This window comes from Microcoleus sp. S28C3 (assembly GCF_036700785.1).
GTDB lineage: Bacteria > Cyanobacteriota > Cyanobacteriia > Cyanobacteriales > Microcoleaceae > Microcoleus > Microcoleus asticus.
Genome location: NZ_JAUBPO010000007.1, coordinates 39,000 through 55,871, shown reverse-complemented (window position 1 = coordinate 55,871; position 16,872 = coordinate 39,000). Strand labels below are relative to the sequence as shown.

The 16,872-nt window shown below is 46.6% G+C and carries 12 protein-coding genes; 7 read left to right on the top strand and 5 right to left on the bottom strand.

Annotated features, from left to right (window positions below; all coding sequences use genetic code 11):
* Nucleotides 1-2,742 (top strand): Ig-like domain-containing protein (locus QUA13_RS03965; protein WP_333196795.1); only part of this gene is annotated, 2,742 nt, incomplete at its 5' end.
* A 309-nt stretch (nt 2,743-3,051) separates the two neighbouring features.
* Here QUA13_RS03965 and QUA13_RS03960 read toward each other — a convergent pair.
* Complete coding sequence (locus QUA13_RS03960; RefSeq protein ID WP_333196793.1) at nt 3,052-4,668, bottom strand: Ppx/GppA phosphatase family protein; 1,617 nt, start codon at nt 4,666-4,668, stop codon at nt 3,052-3,054.
* Nucleotides 4,669-4,880: 212 nt separating this feature from the next.
* On the opposite strand from QUA13_RS03960, the gene QUA13_RS03955 reads away from it, so the two are divergent.
* Nucleotides 4,881-5,765, top strand: a complete 885-nt coding sequence (locus QUA13_RS03955; RefSeq protein WP_333196791.1) for a 4-hydroxybenzoate solanesyltransferase — start codon at nt 4,881-4,883, stop codon at nt 5,763-5,765.
* 629 nt (nt 5,766-6,394) lie between these two features.
* Nucleotides 6,395-10,702 (top strand): S8 family serine peptidase, encoded by a 4,308-nt coding sequence (locus QUA13_RS03950; protein ID WP_333196790.1) that lies wholly within the window; start codon nt 6,395-6,397, stop codon nt 10,700-10,702.
* A 110-nt stretch (nt 10,703-10,812) separates the two neighbouring features.
* Here the strand turns inward: QUA13_RS03950 and QUA13_RS03945 are convergent, their stop codons facing one another.
* From QUA13_RS03945 to QUA13_RS03930, 4 genes are all read right to left on the bottom strand, one after another.
* Nucleotides 10,813-11,139: a type II toxin-antitoxin system RelE/ParE family toxin gene (locus tag QUA13_RS03945; protein WP_333196788.1), complete on the bottom strand. Its 327-nt coding sequence runs from the start codon at nt 11,137-11,139 to the stop codon at nt 10,813-10,815.
* The gene (locus QUA13_RS03940; protein WP_333196787.1) at nt 11,136-11,399 is read right to left on the bottom strand and encodes a type II toxin-antitoxin system ParD family antitoxin; all 264 of its coding nucleotides are present in this window, start codon (nt 11,397-11,399) and stop codon (nt 11,136-11,138) included. Before QUA13_RS03940 ends, QUA13_RS03945 begins: the two co-directional genes overlap by 4 nt.
* A gap of 183 nt (nt 11,400-11,582) precedes the next feature.
* Entirely contained in the window at nt 11,583-11,945 is a 363-nt protein-coding gene (locus QUA13_RS03935) for a type II toxin-antitoxin system PemK/MazF family toxin (protein ID WP_333196785.1), read from the bottom strand.
* Nucleotides 11,930-12,166: a hypothetical protein gene (locus tag QUA13_RS03930; protein WP_333196782.1), complete on the bottom strand. Its 237-nt coding sequence runs from the start codon at nt 12,164-12,166 to the stop codon at nt 11,930-11,932. The genes QUA13_RS03935 and QUA13_RS03930 overlap by 16 nt, the downstream gene beginning before the upstream one ends.
* 143 nt (nt 12,167-12,309) lie before the next feature.
* Here QUA13_RS03930 and QUA13_RS03925 point away from each other — a divergent pair, with 143 nt between their 5' ends.
* From QUA13_RS03925 to QUA13_RS03910, 4 genes are all read left to right on the top strand, one after another.
* Nucleotides 12,310-12,807, top strand: a complete 498-nt coding sequence (locus tag QUA13_RS03925; RefSeq protein ID WP_333196780.1) for a TIGR00725 family protein — start codon at nt 12,310-12,312, stop codon at nt 12,805-12,807.
* Between the two features lie 8 nt (nt 12,808-12,815).
* Nucleotides 12,816-13,337: a hypothetical protein gene (locus QUA13_RS03920; protein ID WP_333196779.1), complete on the top strand. Its 522-nt coding sequence runs from the start codon at nt 12,816-12,818 to the stop codon at nt 13,335-13,337.
* A gap of 674 nt (nt 13,338-14,011) precedes the next feature.
* Nucleotides 14,012-14,896 (top strand): substrate-binding domain-containing protein, encoded by an 885-nt coding sequence (locus QUA13_RS03915; protein WP_333196777.1) that lies wholly within the window; start codon nt 14,012-14,014, stop codon nt 14,894-14,896.
* A 140-nt stretch (nt 14,897-15,036) separates the two neighbouring features.
* Complete coding sequence (locus QUA13_RS03910; protein WP_333196776.1) at nt 15,037-16,866, top strand: ATP-binding protein; 1,830 nt, start codon at nt 15,037-15,039, stop codon at nt 16,864-16,866.
* Nucleotides 16,867-16,872 lie beyond the last annotated feature (6 nt).

The window sequence follows — 16,872 nt, the reverse complement described above, 5'->3', positions numbered from 1 at the left end:
GACGGCGACTTCTTGGACAAGTTGACCCCCGCTTTGGTCACAGGCCCGACCAAAGGTACGATCGTTTTTAACCCCGATGGTAACTTCACTTACACTCCTAGCCCTGGCTTTGTCGGTACAGATACCTTCACTTACAGCGTTAGCGACGGGGCCGCGACTGTCCCCGCTACGGTGAATATCAACGTCACTAACAGTCTGCCAACAGCACAACCTGACACCTACAGCATCAGTGCGGGAACAGTCCTCAGCGTAACAGTGCCCGGAGTTTTAGCGAACGACTCCGACGCAGATTTAGACACGCTGACTGCTGCGGTGGCCGCAAATCCGACGAAAGGGTCGATCGCCCTCAACAAAGACGGTTCTTTCACTTATACTCCTGACGCAGGCTTTTCTGGAACAGACACCTTTACCTACACAGTCAGCGACGGGATAGTTAACTCTACACCCGCTACCGTAACTGTAAACGTCAACAATAACCCGCCTACAGCCAATTCTGACAGCTATACCACTGCTTTTAATAGTCCCCTCAACGTGACGGGTTTGGGAGTCTTAATCAACGATACAGACCCGGAAAACGACCCGCTGAGTGCGATTCTGGTGACAAATCCGGCTACAGGGTCGATCGCCCTCAACGCTAACGGTTCTTTCACTTATACTCCGAATCCTGGTTTTGCAGGGACAGACTCTTTTACCTACAAAGCTAATGACGGGAAAGCTGATTCTGCGATCGTCACGGCAAGCATTCTTGTAAATACCCCTCCAACTCCAACTCCAACTCCCACGGAAACTCCAACTCCGACTCCCACGGAAACTCCGACTCCGACTCCCACGGGAACTCCGACTCCGACTCCCACGGGAACTCCGACTCCCACAGAAACTCCGACACCAACTCCCACGGGAACTCCGACTCCCACAGAAACTCCGACACCAACTCCCACGGGAACTCCGACTCCCACAGGAACTCCGACTCCCACAGGAACTCCGACTCCGACTCCCACAGAAACTCCGACACCAACTCCCACGGAAACTCCAACCCCCACGGGAACTCCAACTCCAACTCCCACGGAAACTCCAACCCCCACGGGAACTCCAACTCCAACTCCCACGGAAACTCCAACCCCCACGGGAACTCCAACTCCAACTCCCACGGAAAGTCCAACTCCAACTCCCACGGAAACTCCAACTCCAACTCCAACCGGAACTCCAACTCCCACGGAAACTCCGACTCCAACTCCCACGGAAACTCCAACCCCAACTCCAACTCCAACCGGAACTCCAACTCCCACGGAAACTCCGACTCCAACCGGAACTCCAACTCCCACGGAAACTCCGACTCCAACCGGAACTCCGACTCCCACGGAAACTCCGACTCCAACCGGAACTCCGACTCCCACGGGAACTCCGACTCCAACCGGAACTCCAACTCCCACGGGAACTCCAACTCCAACCGGAACTCCAACTCCAACCGGAACTCCGACTCCAACCGGAACTCCGACTCCCACGGAAACTCCGACTCCCACGGGAACTCCAACTCCAACCGGAACTCCGACTCCAACCGGAACTCCAACTCCAACCGGAACTCCAACTCCAACCGGAACTCCAACTCCAACCGGAACTCCAACTCCGACTCCCACGGAAACTCCAACTCCGACCGGAACTCCAGACGATCGCGATTGCATTTGCGAACAGATTACCCTACCCGCGATCGGTTCGATTCCCAGCCCGAATCCAGTCGATCGCACTTTCAATGGCACTGACGGCGACGACTTCCTCATCGGCAGCAATGTCAACGACGTTATCAGGGGTTTCAACGGCGACGACATTCTGCTGGGCCAAAAAGGCAACGACAATATTTACGGGGGACTGCCCAGCAATATCCCCCTTGGCCCCAATGCAGACAAAGACTTGCTGTTTGGCGGCGCTGGCAATGATTACCTCAACGGCGCCGGCGGCGACGATCGCATTTTCGGGGGTAAGGGCGATGATGTGGCGATCGGCGGCAAAGACGATGACTTGATTTGGGGCGACAAGGGCAATGACACTCTAGTTGGGGCTCAGGGTAACGACTGCTTGTTTGGAGGCAGTTTTGACCCGTTTAGCCCTGACTCGACTGGACGCGATTTGCTCTTTGGCGGTGCTGGCAACGACTTCTTGAACGGGGGAGATGCTGCGGATACTCTAAGCGGCGGCGAGGGCAATGATACGGTTTACGGGGGCAAGGGCAATGACGTTGTGGTGGGGGGTACTGGCAACGATCTGCTGTTGGGCGATCGCGGCAGTGATAGCATTTGCGGCGGCGACGGGGACGATACTATTTTCGGAGACAGGCCGATCGGCTTTAACGGCGAGCCAGATTCCCTGTGCGGCGGTGCTGGCAATGATTTGATGTTTGGCAACGGCGGTAGTGACAAGCTATGCGGCGAGGAGGGCAACGATACTCTCTATGGCGGTAAAGGCGACGATTGTCTGATTGGGGGTTTGGGCAATGATATTCTCAGCGGTGACATTGGGCGCGATCGCTTTGTTTTAACAGCAGGTGAAGGCAGCGATCTAATTACTGATTTCACAAAAGGTGAAGATTTGCTGGTGTTAGCGGGCGGTCTAACTTTTGTTCAACTTAGTATTACCCAAAACGCTAATACAGCTTTCATCAGGATTGGTCAGAATGGTCAACTATTGGCTGCTTTGAACGGAGTGCAAGCTAGTGCGATCGATCTGAATGATTTTACCATCTTCGGGTAAGGACTACATAATCTGCCCGCGTCTTGGTGAATGCCGAGCCAGGTATAGAAGTCCCTCAAACGCTTGCATTTTCGTAGCTTGTAGGTGCGCGCTGCCGTTCTAGGGTATTGGTGCGATCGATCGGCTTTACCTCATCCTACCGGCTGGCGATCGGCAATAAATTAGGTTTATTGCCGATCGCCTGTTAAAAGAAAAAGATTTAACGAGCGCAGCCAGAGAGATTTCAAGCGTTTGAGGGTCTTCTTGACCACCTTGAATCTCTCTGGCACAGCACCCTACAGTTTCTCGTTTCCAGGCTCTGCCTTGTATTTAAACGGGAACCAGAGTCGGCTCCAAAGTTGCCACTAATTTGAGATTGTACTCATCCTCAAAAGACGGCTTTTTATAATCCAAACTCCACAGCTCCAGAGCGCAATCGTCTTCTGGATTGAGCGGTTGCAGCCGCAAATGAAACTCTCGAACTTCTGGGCGGTGTTCGCATTTAAAATCCGAAATTGCGCCAATCTGCCGCCTGTCCAAAGCCACAGCCAACCGCAGAAAAGGATGCAACTTACTAACTACTTCCCGGTATTTTTTGGGAATAATCAAAAAATTTTCGTGCTTCTTTTTCGGAGGGTTTTTTCGGTGATAGCGAGCTAAATTAGCAATGACTTCAATCTCTGTTTCAGTGTATCCTAATAACTCACCATTGCGAATTAAATAGTAAGAATGCTTGTGGTGCGCCGAATGACTGACGTACAAACCGCAGTTGTGCAGAATCGCGGCAGCCCACAGCAACTCGCGTTCTTCGGTTCCCCAATTGTGCAGGATTCCTTGAGTTTGGTCGAAAAAATTGAGCGCAAATGCTGCGGTTCTTTCGCTTAGTTCTAAATTGACTTGATATTTGTTAGCCATGTGCAGAGTGCTGCGCTGGCGGATTGAACCTTGATAGCGCAAGCGGTTTTCAATTAAACCGTGCGCCAGCATCCAGTCAACAATTACGCCTTCTCTCAGAGAGCGATCGCAAACAGTCAGCGATTCCATCCCTAATAGTGTCATCGCTTCCTGCAAAATCAAAGCGCCGGCCAGAATAATTTCTGCCCGCTTGTCCGACATTCCCGGAATTGCCAACCTTTCCGAGTAAGAAAGTTTGCGAAAGCGATTGACTAAATCGCGCAAATCTTTTAAACTTAACTGATATCCGGCTAGGGGACTCGGCACTGTTCCCAACTTTTCGCGAGCGTTAATTGCCGCCAGAGTTTCGATGGTTCCAGCAGTGCCAATCAAGCGCAAAGTTTCGCCAGCATTGAAGTGAGATCGCAATTCGTCGATCGGTCTTTCCAGCGAAATCCGAATATAAGCTTGCAAATAAGCAAACTCCTCCCTGCTAATCGGGTCACTTTTGACAAATTGTCCCGTTAAGCGAACAGCACCAATTTTTGTACTGGTGAGACAGCGAGGCTCAGAACTGTCTCCTAAAATCAACTCTGTAGAACCGCCCCCAATATCAATAATCACCTGCGACTGATTGTTAAACTCCATACCGGAAAGAACGCCGAGATAAATTCTCCGCGCTTCTTCCTGACCGGAAATTAAACTCACATTCAGGTCTAATTCTTCAGCAACTTGTTTGAGAAAATCCCGCCCGTTAGGGGCTTCGCGAACCGCACTCGTAGCAACAGCTATAATTTGTTCAGCATTAAAAGTTTTAGCAATATCTTGAAAGCGGCGCAGAGTGGCGATCGCCCTTTCCATAACTTCGGACTTTAAGCACCCTGTCTTAGCATCGCAATCGCCCAACCGAACCGTATCTTTTTCTCTAGCAATAATCGTAAACGCGGGCAATTTCGGATCGATGCGCGCCAGCACCATGTGAAACGAGTTAGTACCCATATCAATAGCAGCAATAATGCGATTTGACTCCGCCGAAGCAAGTAAATTAACCATTGGAGTGTCTCGGGGTTGACAGATATTTATGATTATTTCACGAATCCAGTTAGGCATTCTATTAAATTAGCAAAAAACGGGAAATGCTGACTGGCCAAGACTTTCACCTGTTGAAAATTCCGGCAGAAATGCCATCGCCAGCAGAGATAGTAAGTGATTCTGCCTAAAATTTGATAAGATCTAAAGTTAAAAATCTCAGATCTAGAATTGAAATGCTTAAAGAGCTCGATCGCCAACCCGAATCCACATTGCTAACCGTCGTGAGGCTTTTGAGATGGGACAAACCAGCAGGAAGGCTCATTTTAATGATTCCAGCCCTCTGGGCCGTCTTTTTAGCAGCCCACGGGAAACCGCCCGCAGCATTGGTGGGCGTGATTGTGTTGGGTACCTTAGCCACGAGTGCGGCTGGATGCGTCATCAACGACTTGTGGGATCGCGATATCGATCCCGAAGTAGAAAGAACGCGATCGCGCCCCCTAGCATCCCGCGCCCTCACCGTGCAAACTGGAATAGGAGTTGCATTAATTTCCTTTGCTTGCGCGGCAATTCTCGCTTTTTATCTCAATCCTTTAAGTTTCTGGTTGTGTGTCGCCGCCGTACCAGTAATTATCTGCTATCCCCTAGCAAAAAGATTCTTCCCAGTGCCGCAATTAGTGTTATCAATTGCCTGGGGTTTTGCCGTCTTAATTAGTTGGAGCGCGGCCGTTGGGAAACTAGAATTAGCTACTTGGCTGCTTTGGGGTGCAGTCGTGCTGTGGACGTTAGGATTTGATACAGTTTATGCGATGAGCGATCGCGAAGACGATTTGCGTTTGGGGGTGAATTCCAGCGCGATATTTTTCGGGAATAATGCCGCTAATGCTGTGGGTTTTTTCTTTGTTGGGACTGTCGGTTTATTGGCGGCAATGGGAATTAATCTGCACTTGCACATTGCTTTTTGGATGGCCATTTGTGCGGCGGCACTTTTGTGGTTTTTGCAGTACATTCAACTGCAAAAAGCGGATATTCCTAGGCGGGTTTATGGTCAAATCTTTCGCCAAAATGTTTGGGTGGGGTTTGTAATATTGGCGGGGATGATTATTGGGGAGATTTTTTAGTTTTTTGTTGGGCTTTTCCCGCAGGAAACGGGTGTGAAACTCGAATGATTGAAGTTTGACAGAAGAGCTTCCGATCGATTTAAGCCTGAAAACCTGTGTCTCTTTGCTTTGTATCGAAGTCTCCAACGGCTGCACGATCCTGAAAAAGGGATGTGCGATCGCTTCTTCTCCCTTTTTCAGGATTATTATACATAAATATACTTAGTTATTAATCCAATTGGATTAAACTTTTCGGAGATATTACTGATGCGCTGGCTTATAAAAACTGATATTATTTTTGTGTATTAGACGAAATTATGCTGAATTATTGGAGTATAAAAAACTACGTCTTTTTGTCAGCAGCTAGGGAAATTGGTTACAGGCAACACTTTCACCGGAAGAAAATAAATGTCAAACGGTGCCATTTCCTACTCGTTATTAAACACTGAGTGTAAAGTTTCATTACAAAACGCATAAAAACTCCGGCGCACTTCTGATAGATACATAGTGGCGGAAAGTTAAGCGAGTTTAACGATTTTATAACCTTTTGCTAATTAAGTTGAATTCGCGTGTCGTTGCGCGGGTTTGCGGCAATTGCTTGGCTGTGTCGGCTGATTTTTTCCATAGAAATTTATCAATCAAGGTGCATCATGTCTAATATATCGATCGGCAATCTGAACGACAATTATTTCTCCATCGACTTCGCAGGTAAAACTGACCCCACAGACACCTATCGTTTTAATCGGCTGAATACAGGCAGCTTTCGAGTTACGGCTGAAGGATTTAGTTCCATTGTCGGGATGCAACTCCTCGACAGCCAGGGAAAAGTCGTCAAAGACATCGAAACCAACGGCACAAATTCGGGAACTTTTAGCATCGATAATTTGGGCGCAACCAATTATGCACTCAAAATTTTTGCACCTTCGGGCGATACAAATTATCAAGTTAGTTTAACCCCAGATGGCAAAGTTGACCCGCTGACAGGTTTAGGGGTTGACTCCGGCTTTTTCGCTACAGATTCCACGGGACAAGTTGGCTTTGACTGGTTGCATGACGGCGGCAATTATCAAGGTGAAGTTGCCATTTTCAGCGTGCTGGGAATGGAGAAATTTACCCCTGGTTCTCAGGAATTTATCAAAGAAGCAGCAAGACGATCCCTGACCAATTCTACCTTTGGTCACGTAGTAATTTCTGACCCCACAGAAGGTGCCAATCCGCTATTTAACGGCCGTTTAGGAGAGGGAAATTATAACGAAGGGCAGTACAGCGCCGCGAAAACATTTCCGATGCAACCGGGAGAGGCTTTTGCGGTGATGCTGGTGCCAAATGGTACTGTGCAAGATGTGTTTAAGAATCCCGGTGCCGGCGGTGACAAACGCCCGCTGTTGTCATTATCTAGCACTAATCCAGATGATGCTTGGTTGTACGGTCAAGTAGCAGATGTAACTGGCAACGGCAAGGCATTTGCAATGGAAGATCAGCGCGTCGATCAGGGTTCAGATAAAGATTACAACGATTTGGTTTTCAATTTAACAGGTGCGACGGGCAAAGCAGTGTCGATCGACAAAGTGATCGATCCAAGTAAGGATTGGACTAAACTTGATGGCGGCAATAAATTGATCGATTATGTCAAATCAAAGCAGCCGGTTGCTGTCGCGCCTCCTGTGGAAACGCCACCGATTGATCCAAAACCGCCGGTTGCTGTCACGCCTCCTGTGGAGACAACGCCTCCTGTGGAGACAAAACCGCCTGTGGAGACAACGCCTCCTGTGGAGACAACGCCTCCTGTGGAGACAAAACCGCCGGTTGCTGTCGCGCCTCCTGTGGAAACAACGCCTCCTGTGGAGACAAAACCGCCGGTTGCTGTCGCGCCTCCTGTGGAGACAAAATCACCTGTTGCTGTAGCGCCACCGATTGAGACAACGCCGCCTGTGGTAACGCCACCTGTGGCAACGCCGCCTGTTGCGACAACGCCACCTGTAGCAACGCTGCCGACCCCTCCAACACCACCCGTGCAACCGCCTACGATCGCCCCGGAACCGCCTCTAGTTGGACTTGAGCCGATCGACGATATGTCGCAGCCGATCGACTCCGAACCACCTGTTGAACCCGATGTACCGATTAGTTCGCCGCCAGAAAATCGCGCCTTTATTGGCATCATCGATACTGGGTTTGCGCCGAACAATCCCGATTTGGATTACTCTAAAGTGACTATGGGGCGCGATCGCATTGACAAAGACAGCAATCCTTTGTTTACTGCTGGCACTGGTAACGAACACGGCACATTTAGCTGGGGTTTAGTTAGTGCAATTCAAGGCAACGACAAAGGCATTGATGGCTACAACGATAAAGCGAATGTTTATCTAAGTCGGGCAATTGGTTCTGGGGAATGGGATTTAGCTTTAACTGATTTTGTGGGTGAGGCGAAAGCACAAAAGAAGAAGAATGCGATCGCACTTCTTCCCCTCGATTTAACTCAGAAAAATGCTGATGGCAGCATTACCACTCGTTACGAATTTACACCCAGAGAACGTGCTGCTTTAGAAAATGCGCGTCAGAATGGAGTGCTGTTAGTTGTAGCGGCTGGTAATGACGGCGGTGTGATGTCAGTTTTGGGTCAATCTTCCCAGGAGTTTGAGAATATTCTGACGGTTGGTTCATCTGATGGCTTTGGGCGATCGGATTATTCCAGCTATGGCTATGGTTTGGATATTTTAGTGCCCGGAGGTTCGATCGAAAATCCGACTTTATCGACTGTTGGTGATGATTTAGGCACGATGGCGGGGACTTCTGTTGCGGCGGCGATTGCGGCGGGGATGGCGTCTAAAGTTTGGGAGAGTAATCCTGATTTGAATCCTACTCAAGTGATTGACGTTTTGACCGGAAGTGCGATCGATTTGAAGGAGCCCGGATGGGATGAAGAAACGGGTTTTGGGGTGGTGAATTTGAATAAAGCTGTGCAAGTGGCGAAGGATACAAAGCCGCAAAGTTACACGCCTTCACCGTTTATCACGCCTACAACTTGGGATGGAGAAGGGAAAGTAACGCCAATGGAAAGGGCGACGCAAAATTGGAATCAGGTAAACACATCCGGGCGGACATTTTATCAAGGTTGGCTAGATGATTCTAATCCATCAGATGTCTACACTTTTACCGTGAATCAACCGACTCCTTTGCAATTCGGAACACTCAACATAGGCAGTGCAACCCTGACGGGTAATAATGGTGTTTATTTACAATCTGTGGGTTCTCAACCTGCTAATGCAAATACACTACCAGGGGGTCAATTGCCAGCAGGTACTTACACAGTGACTGTTGATAAGGGTAGTCTCTCTAAGGTAGATTCATACACCTTGAAAATGAATTTTTACCCCAATGCTAATGGTAGTGAGCCATATGTAGAGGTAAATCTGCCAGAGAAACAAACTCAGAATCCGCCATCGCCTCCTGTGTCAAATCCATTTCAGATAGTGGGAGAGATTGGCAAAGAATATCTCAAAATTGGCGGTGAGAGCCGCCTGGGTAAACCACTTCAAAATCAGGTTGAACAGATTAGCGGCGTTATCACGCAGGTGTTTGAAAAGGGTTCTATGCTTTGGAATGGTAGCAAGGTGGCTACTGTCGATTTTGGAGGGGTTAAGGCTTTCGAGTCTTTCGTTAAGTCTGTGTCTTCTCCTGCACCAATTCCTAGCACTTACGTTGATACTTCAAAAAATTGGAAAGCAGAGGTTTACGATTGGGATCGAGGCAGTGAGTTAAAACCACCTGGAAAGCTAAGTGAGGCAACACCTCAATCGAAATTCCTTAGTGCTTTCGATTTAGGTTCTAACAGCAACAAAGGACTAAAATTTGATTTTGGGAAAGGTTCCCCTCCTGGAATTTCTACTTCACACGCTGACAACTTCGTAATCAAGGCCTACACCGACACGGACTTTGAGGCTAATAAAACCTACAAATTCAGTGCCAGAGGTGATGACGGATTCCGGTTATTTGCCCGACCCCTTGACAAGCCTGATGCGTGGGAATTAATCACTCCTATCACAGATACATCGATTAATCCAGATACTCGCCCTTGGTGGCAAGAGTATTACAGCGCTCCTAAAGAGTACGAATTCAAATTCAAAGAGAGCGGTAAGTATCGTGTAGTTGCTCTTTTCTACGATCGAGATTCAAGCGCTAACTTCGACCTTTCTTGGAATGAGGTACCGCCACCAGTTTCTTCAGGGAATTACTATCCTAGCATTGAAACCGTCTTGGACAATTTCCTAAGTAAGCCAGCTAACACAAAGGGCGAAAAAGGTTGGGCGCAGAAAACTATTGACGAGAAATGGGATCGAATTGGCGGGGAAAGCGCACAGTATGGCCCTGATTATGGCAATTTCCCTGGTGGTGATAAATGGCAAACAGATATGCCAAGTGATGTTCTGAAAATCTACAAAGACCTTTCAACCTCTATCTTTGGTAGTCCAAAAGTTGTGAATACTGGTTATCCTTTTGACAATAGTTATTTAGCTTTGGGGGTGGGTTATCATTCAGGAATGGATATTGCGGCATCAAGCAACGATACGGTTCGAGCAGCGGTAGATGGAATAGTAAATCGTTCCTACCACGAGTACTTAGACAGAAATGGAGACGGTATAAAAGAAACAGACAATGGTTGGTGGGTAAACATTGATGAAGTTGATGCCAACGGTAAGGAAGTAGGCAGAAGATGGTGGTACGGACATATGCAAAAACCAACTGTTCAGGTTGGGGATAAAGTTTTTGCTGGTCAAACTCCTTTAGCTAAGGCTGATAATGGCGGTTTTGGACACTTACATTTAGCAGTGCAAAATGTCTCTGGTTCTGTAGGTAATGGCTCTAGCGTTGCAGATGTACAAAAGCGCACGAGCAGTCCACTTCAAGCTTACTGGAAAGCGCGAAATGGTTTGAAAGAAAGTTCAATCTGGACACTTTAGGAACCGTCAGAAACTCGCTCGACCCGTTTTATCTTTAACAAGAGCGATCGCCCTTTCTAATAATTCAGAAGGGCGATCGCTCTTCAACTTCCCGACTCAAGAGTAAAGATTTATTCATTCTCATCAACATTATCAAAAATATCTTCGATGTCCCGTGCCCCGTGAATCACGCGCAAAATTTCCACCCCTGAATCTATAAGACGGTAGAAAATCAGATATCTTCTAAAACCTTTAATAGCTTGTTGTCGCACATCGATTAAATTAGGATGAGAAAATTGACAGAGTTTTCCCATTTTTGGCGTTTGGGCCAATTGTTTAAATGTTTCTTCGGTCGCGACAAGAAAGCGATCGGAAGCATCCATATTATCTTCCGCAATGTAAGTAGCTAATTCAATCAAATCACGGATAACTTGCGGACGTTTTTGGAGCGAGGTCATTTTTCTCCCTGCAACCCCTGATTCTGGGAAATACGCGATCGCACAGCTTGACGAATCTCCATCCAATCTTCCTCCGTCATCGCCGTAGGATTTCCCGATTCCAAACCCTCTAATAACATCGCTTCCAAACGTTCTGAAGCTTTGCGTTTTTGGTCTTGGCGAATTAACTCACGGAAATACTCGCTAGCTGTACTATAACCACCTTGAGCTACCTGTTCTTCTATATAAGTTCGCATTGAGTCAGGTAGAGAAATATTCATGCTTGTCACGGGTATTACTTACCTCATTTAACTCGTTATTTTTAATATGGCAGATTTTGCCATCTTTTGTCAAGTCTCACAACCAGTAATTTTTTAATAAGAAATTGGGAAGAGCGATCGCCATTTCTGCGCCAGATTTATACAGGCGATAGCCCATAATTCTTTCTTTAAAAGGCTTGAAAATTACAAAGCAAACACGACTCTGAGAGCTCGATCGATTTTTAGTAAAACCTCTGGCTCAACTTCACCTCGGATATCCATCAAGCGAGAAAAATAATCTATAGGGCGCGTTTGCAAACAATCTGCAAGAGATTTTTTTGTTAATCCATTTGCTTCTGAAGGTTCAATCTCCACATTACTTCTAATCTTGGCTTTCTTTTCACTCCAAGCAGTAATTGGAACCACCTGAATTATGGGAACTCTCTCATTATAAGTATTGTTAGTCACAATAATGCAAGGTCTAATTTTTCCAGTTTCAGAACCCCTAGTAGGGTCAAGATTGACTTCAATAATTAGCCCCCGTTTCAGTTTTATTCCTTCGGCCATTCTTCTAAACCTAATTCCGCCAATTCCTGTAACTCTGTCTCTTCTGCATAGACTTCCGCATAGAGCATCGCAGATTCTTGCAACTGCTCGGTTTCTAACGCTAATTCCAACCGTTGAATCGCTATCCTAACCAATTCACTAGGATCTTTAAATCCATAGTTTTGACAGAGTTCTAAAAATTTTATCTGAGATTCATCTAGTTTAAATGTTTGCTCTTTCATAGTAAAAATACTAGGAAGCTTCAGAAAGTTAGTTATGTCAAAAGCTGTTTTTAGGAAGCCACTATCTTTATGATAACATACATTCGTAGATAGTGTGCAAAAAAGCTAGCAAGTATTAATAACACCATATTCACCCCAAAACTATGAAAAAAATCATCATCGGCATCATGGGCCCGGGCGATAGTGCCACAGCAACCGACTTAGAAAACGCCTATCAACTCGGACAATTCATCGCCGAAGCAGGATGGATATTGCTAACTGGCGGTAGAAATGTCGGCGTCATGGATGCAGCCAACAAAGGAGCAAAATCAGCTAACGGTTTAACTGTCGGCATCCTTCCGGGGAATGACACTCGCGGCATTTCTGAAGCTGTAGATATTGCGATCGTCACCGATATGGGAAACGCCAGAAATAATATTAACATTCTTTCTTCAGATGTAATAATTGCTTGCGGTACGGGCACGGGCACGGCTTCGGAAATAGCCCTCGCTCTAAAAGCTAACAAACAAGTTATATTGTTAAATCACAGCGCCGAAAGTCAACTTTTTTTTAAAGGTTTAGCACAATTTAACATCTTTGTGGTAAACAATGCTGTAGAGGCTATGAATCAAGCTCGCGAAATCCTAGTAAATCCCAGATGAAATCCAAGATGAGAGTAAGCAAATTCAACTTTTGTGCGATCGGCATTTTCCTGACTTTGGGGATTTTCGTCAGTACCAAAGCAGACGGAGGAATTGCACAGTTCAGTTTCAGCAACAAATCCACTCCTAAATTAGCACAAACCCTCCCTCCTCCTCCCCCTTTCGCACCGCCTGTTACTGAACAAGAAGCACCACCTATTCGCAGCGAATCCGTACCCGATCAAATAGGTTTAGCAACCCATTTGCAGACCATCAAAGCTAGAATGTACGGTGCTTACTGGTGTCCTCACTGTCACACGCAACAAGAACTTTTCGGCAAAGAAGCATTTACCGCCATTACTTACATTGAGTGCGATCCCAGAGGCAAAGATGCTCAACCGGATTTGTGCAAAGCTGCTAATATTAAAGCTTATCCCACTTGGGAAATTCGGGGTAAATATTACACGGGCCGGCAATCTTTGGAAAAACTTGCTATTTTATCCGGTTATAAAGGCAGCAGCAATTTTCAGCCACAAGTTCCCTCTCCTTAAAAAGATATTATAACTGGCAAGGCAAACATTCTCAGTTACAGCACCGAAATTCACCTAATGGGACTTAGACATTTTAAGGCCCCTCTAGGGGTTTAAAACCTCTGGTTTGCACTCGCAAAGGAAAGAGGTCGATGACTTAACAATGGCTGAAACCCCTGTAAATACTAGATTTATGCCTATTCGATCTGAAAGTCTCGATCCAATCCATCTAGGTTTGAAGCCTTTTTCGCCTCAATTTTTGTCTAAGTCCCTCTAAATCAAATGATTTCTGATTTTCGTCGTTTTAGATCGATCGCAAATCGATCTACCAAGCTCAACAACAAACACTTATCTGTAACTTGCAATTAAGATAAATTTGTCAGGATAACAGTTTCCAGATTGACCTGTAACAGTATTTTCTAATCAGTCAGGCTGCATTGTCTGCGATCGCATCTATAATAATTAGGATGCGATCGCTAATCCTATCAAACAGCATGACAAAAGGTTGCGATGACTCATTGCAAATTTTAATTACTTAGCATAAGATTTAGTAAGGTGAAATCAACCGTGAAATATCAACTCCTTTTTTTTATACCAACCTAAAAAAATGCTCGAGTTCGGTTCACTATAAAATCATCAAAAACTTGAGTTTCTACTACCCCGATCATTTTTTTTAATAGCATAGGAATTGTTAAATGAAACCGAATTTAGTTACGGTAGCTTTAAGTGCGATCGTCCTCCTCGGGCTGCCCAGTTGCAGTACGACGACCAGCAGTGCCACCACGACAACAGCGCCCACGACTGCGGCAACACAAACCCAAACCTCGATTAAAGTTGGGGCGTCAAGCAGCACGTTGGGTCTGATGAAGGTGCTGCAAACCAACTACGAAGCTAGCGCAAAAAACGTCAAAATTACCAACCTAGAACCAGGGCAGTCCGAAAATATAATTGATGGGGTTAAACAGACATTAGTGGATGTAGGTGCAATATCAAGAACATTAAAGCCAGAAGAAAATGATGGCACTTTAGAGTCTCGTGATGTTGCCCATGATGCCCTTTTAGTGGCCACTCATTCCAGCGTCACAGGGGTGAAAAACCTCACTACTGAAGACATCAAAGGCATTTATAGCGGCACTATCACCAACTGGAAGGAACTCGGAGGAACCGATGCTAAAATTGTGCTGCTCGATCGCCCAGAAGATGAATCTGCCAAGCGACTCTTGCGGAAATATTACCTAGGAGCAGATTTAAAAAATTCATTAGAAGCAGTAGTATTTCGGAAAGAAGGGGAATTGATCGAGGCAATTCAAAGCACTCCTTACAGCATCGGTACCTTTTCCCTGGCTCACGCCATTTCCGATAAACTACCTGTCAACCGCCTCAGCCTCGACGGGGTTGAACCAACACGAGAAAATGTCAAAGCGGGCAAGTATCCGATGGTTCGGACAATTTCAATTCTCTGGCACAAAAAACCTTCAGAGGCTACCCAAGCGCTACTTCAATACATCTCTAGTCCGCCAGGAATCAACGCGATGGAGCAGTCTGGCTTTATTTCCGTGACCCAATCCGCCAAGAATTAAGAGCTGTGGCCATCCGATCGAGATACCGGCGGTTACCCGTTTCCGCCAAGTTGTTATCGCCTCTGTTGTTGGCATTTCTGAGTCTATGGACTCTCGGAACCTTGGGTTTTGGTTATTTTGCGAGAAACAATTTAGAACAGATGGCACGAAATGAGATGGTGGATCTGGCTAGTATGCTGCGGGAAACTCTCAAGCAAAGGCAAGAATCACTGAGTGTGAAAACCCGTTCCGTGAGTGAGGATAATGATGTCATCAGAGCAGTAGCTGAGGGCGATCGCGCTTTATTACTGCGAACTGTATTACCAATCCAAGCTGGTTTAAAACTGGATTTGATCAGAATAGTTGACACTGATGGTCAAGTCTTAGTGTCTTCACAGTTGGGAGCAATAAGGCAGGCGAAATTGCAGGATGCCTCTGTCAACCGTGCCGCCCGCATTGGACTAGAGTTATCAGGCATTCTCCTGGCAGAAAACGGGGCTCCATCTTCGATGATTGCCTCCATCTCGATCAAATCATTTGAAAAAGTGCTAGGTGGCTTGGCTGTGGGAGTAGCCATCGACGACACAGCGCTAAAGTCAATTCGTGGCGACACATCCATAAATTTGGTGGCTTTTGAGGGCGAGAGGGTGACGGCAACTACTTTGCCACTTCTGCGCGATCGACCTTGGCAATTTCGACAGCCAGACGGGTTGCCCACCAAAATCAGGATTGCTGGTGAAGAATACCTGATCGCAACAATCGAATTACAAAGTTTTGATGGGGCAACTCTCCAAATTGCTGTACTCAAGTCTGCTAAGGAAATAGACGAAGCAGAACAGTATTTATGGTTTGTGGTGGGTGGCTTTGGTCTATTAGGAAGTGTCCTGATCGCAGTCGTGATGATCGGAGGTTTGCGTCTGACCCAAGCTCTGAGCCTTCGCATTCAAAGACTGACTAAGGCAACCCAGGAATTGGCCAGAGGCAATTTAGCCATTGGTATTCCGGTTGATAGTCAGGATGAAGTGGGGCTTTTAGCTCAGGGATTTAAAAGTATGGCAGAGCAACTTATGGCTCGCGATCGGCAACTGAACCAACAGTTGCAACAACTAGAGAGTACCCTTGAAGAACTGCACCGCACCCAGAGTCAGATGGTGCATAACGAAAAAATGTCGGCACTGGGGCAAATGGTGGCAGGGATAGCGCACGAAATCAACAACCCGGTCAGCTTTATCTACGGCAACCTGTCTTATCTCAACGATCACATCCATGACTTACTGCGATTACTAGATGCCTATCAAAAGCACTATCCCAACCCGTCCCCATCACTTCAAGATGACCTAGACGATGTGGATCTAAATTTCCTACAAGAGGATCTCACTAAGATTCTTAAGTCGATGAAAATGGGCACCAGTCGCATTCGGGACATTGTGGTTTCGTTGCGTAGCTTTTCTCGTCTGGATCACTCGGAATTCAAGGCTGTCGATATCCATGAAGGCATTGATAACACCTTGATGATTTTAGAACATCGCCTTCAAGCCCAGCCAGAACGCCCAACCATTGAAGTAGTAAGAGAATATGGCGAGTTACCGTTGGTAGAATGCTATGCAGGTCAACTTAATCAGGTGTTTATGAACTTGCTATCAAATGCGATCGATGCTTTGGAAGATAGCAATGAAGGACGTAGTTTTCAGGATATTGCTGACCAACCGAATCGGATTTGGATTATGACTACCAAAACAGAACAAGAGTGGGTGCAGATTGCGATCGCCGATAACGGTACTGGCATTCCAGAGAAAGCGCGATCGCGCCTATTCGATCCCTTCTTCACGACTAAACCCGTAGGAAAGGGGACAGGATTAGGCTTATCCATTAGCTATCAGGTGGTGAAGGAAAAGCATGGAGGAAAACTGTGGTGTGATTCCACCCTGGGCGAAGGCACGAAGTTTGTGATTGAGATTCCCATAGATCGGACTCAGCCAATAAATATTTGAGAATCG

Bases quoted from the DNA above. Each gene is read 5' to 3' on its own strand.
- QUA13_RS03940 (WP_333196787.1), bottom strand. From the start codon at position 11,399: ATGAATATTTCTCTACCTGACTCAATGCGAACTTATATAGAAGAACAG.
- QUA13_RS03930 (WP_333196782.1), bottom strand. From the start codon at position 12,166: ATGAAAGAGCAAACATTTAAACTAGATGAATCTCAGATAAAATTTTTA.
- QUA13_RS03925 (WP_333196780.1), top strand. From the start codon at position 12,310: ATGAAAAAAATCATCATCGGCATCATGGGCCCGGGCGATAGTGCCACA.
- QUA13_RS03920 (WP_333196779.1), top strand. From the start codon at position 12,816: ATGAGAGTAAGCAAATTCAACTTTTGTGCGATCGGCATTTTCCTGACT.
- QUA13_RS03955 (WP_333196791.1), top strand. From the start codon at position 4,881: ATGCTTAAAGAGCTCGATCGCCAACCCGAATCCACATTGCTAACCGTC.
- QUA13_RS03915 (WP_333196777.1), top strand. From the start codon at position 14,012: ATGAAACCGAATTTAGTTACGGTAGCTTTAAGTGCGATCGTCCTCCTC.
- QUA13_RS03960 (WP_333196793.1), bottom strand. From the start codon at position 4,668: ATGGTTAATTTACTTGCTTCGGCGGAGTCAAATCGCATTATTGCTGCT.
- QUA13_RS03945 (WP_333196788.1), bottom strand. From the start codon at position 11,139: ATGACCTCGCTCCAAAAACGTCCGCAAGTTATCCGTGATTTGATTGAA.
- QUA13_RS03935 (WP_333196785.1), bottom strand. From the start codon at position 11,945: ATGGCCGAAGGAATAAAACTGAAACGGGGGCTAATTATTGAAGTCAAT.
- QUA13_RS03950 (WP_333196790.1), top strand. From the start codon at position 6,395: ATGTCTAATATATCGATCGGCAATCTGAACGACAATTATTTCTCCATC.
- QUA13_RS03910 (WP_333196776.1), top strand. From the start codon at position 15,037: ATGGCACGAAATGAGATGGTGGATCTGGCTAGTATGCTGCGGGAAACT.